We start from the raw sequence: 1113 nt of genomic DNA, 5'->3' as shown, positions 1-1113 counted from the left end.
TAATTTGCCAGAGTTTACTGGATGCAATCTCCTGCTGTCCACTCTATCTAAAAATCCTCCCCTCTAAGGAGGGGAGGGCGTGTATCATAGGCTTCTGAAGAATTAGAAGAAATGCGCAACCTAGTGGATCGAGTAGAGGCTAATTTCTAGTCCCTCTCACACCACCGTGCGTGCCGTTCGGCACACGGCGGTTCAATTAACTTTTAACGCATGTCGTTTAAGATAGAAATCTAGACAAGAAACCAGTCCTCTTTTAGTGAGGGCTGGTTTTGATATAGCTCGCTTTAAGACTGACTTCTGTACCACTAGTTGATAGTGGTTACCCCAGCCAGATACTTTATCGGCTATCCATTTCGGAACACCTAGTTTCAGAAGTCCCCATAGTCGTCTCGATTTTTTCTTCCATTGCTTCCAGATAATGACTCGGATACGAGTTCGTAAACGCTCATCTATTTGCGTCAGTATCGTCTTCATATTACCAAGTGAGAAGTAATTTACCCAACCGCGGATAACCCAATTTAATCGTTCAATCCGTGTCGTTAGGTCAATGCTCCACTTCCTCGTCGTTAGTCGCTTCAGCTTGCGCTTAAAACTCTGTACACTATCTTTATGGGGACGGCATTTCCAGCCTTTCGGAGATTTCCAAAAGCCAAAGCCTAAATACTTGAGTTTTGTAGGTCTCACAATCTTTGTCTTGGTCATATTGACCTTCAATCCTAATCGCTTCTCGATAAATCGGCTAATGGAGTGCATAACTCTTTTGGCGGATGCTTCACTACCAACTGTGATGACGCAGTCATCTGCGTAGCGAACAAAACGAAGACCTCGTTTTTCCAACTCCTTATCTAGTTCATTGAGCATGATATTAGACAAGAGAGGTGACAAATTCCCGCCTTGTGGGGTACCGACCAATGTTTTATAACGTTGACCCTTAATCACGACACCTGAATGGAGATATTTCCGAATCAGTGATTCCGTATCCCCATCTTGGATAATGTTGTGTACTAAGGACATCAGCCTATCTTGTGGAACTGTATCGAAGAACTTTTCCAAGTCAATATCCACTATCCATTCGTAGCCATCGTTAAGATACTCAAGAAGTTGAATAATAGC

Annotated in this window: 1 protein-coding gene; it reads right to left on the bottom strand. The window is 43.2% G+C overall.

Features of this window, described 5'->3' with window-relative positions; all coding sequences use genetic code 11:
• Positions 1–192: 192 nt before the first annotated feature.
• Positions 193–1113 (bottom strand): reverse transcriptase domain-containing protein (locus HZY94_RS09520; protein WP_179924909.1); only part of this gene is annotated, 921 nt, incomplete at its 5' end.

This window comes from Streptococcus danieliae (genome assembly GCF_013415245.1).
Classification (GTDB): domain Bacteria; phylum Bacillota; class Bacilli; order Lactobacillales; family Streptococcaceae; genus Streptococcus; species Streptococcus danieliae_A.
This window is presented reverse-complemented; position numbering and strand designations above follow the sequence as displayed.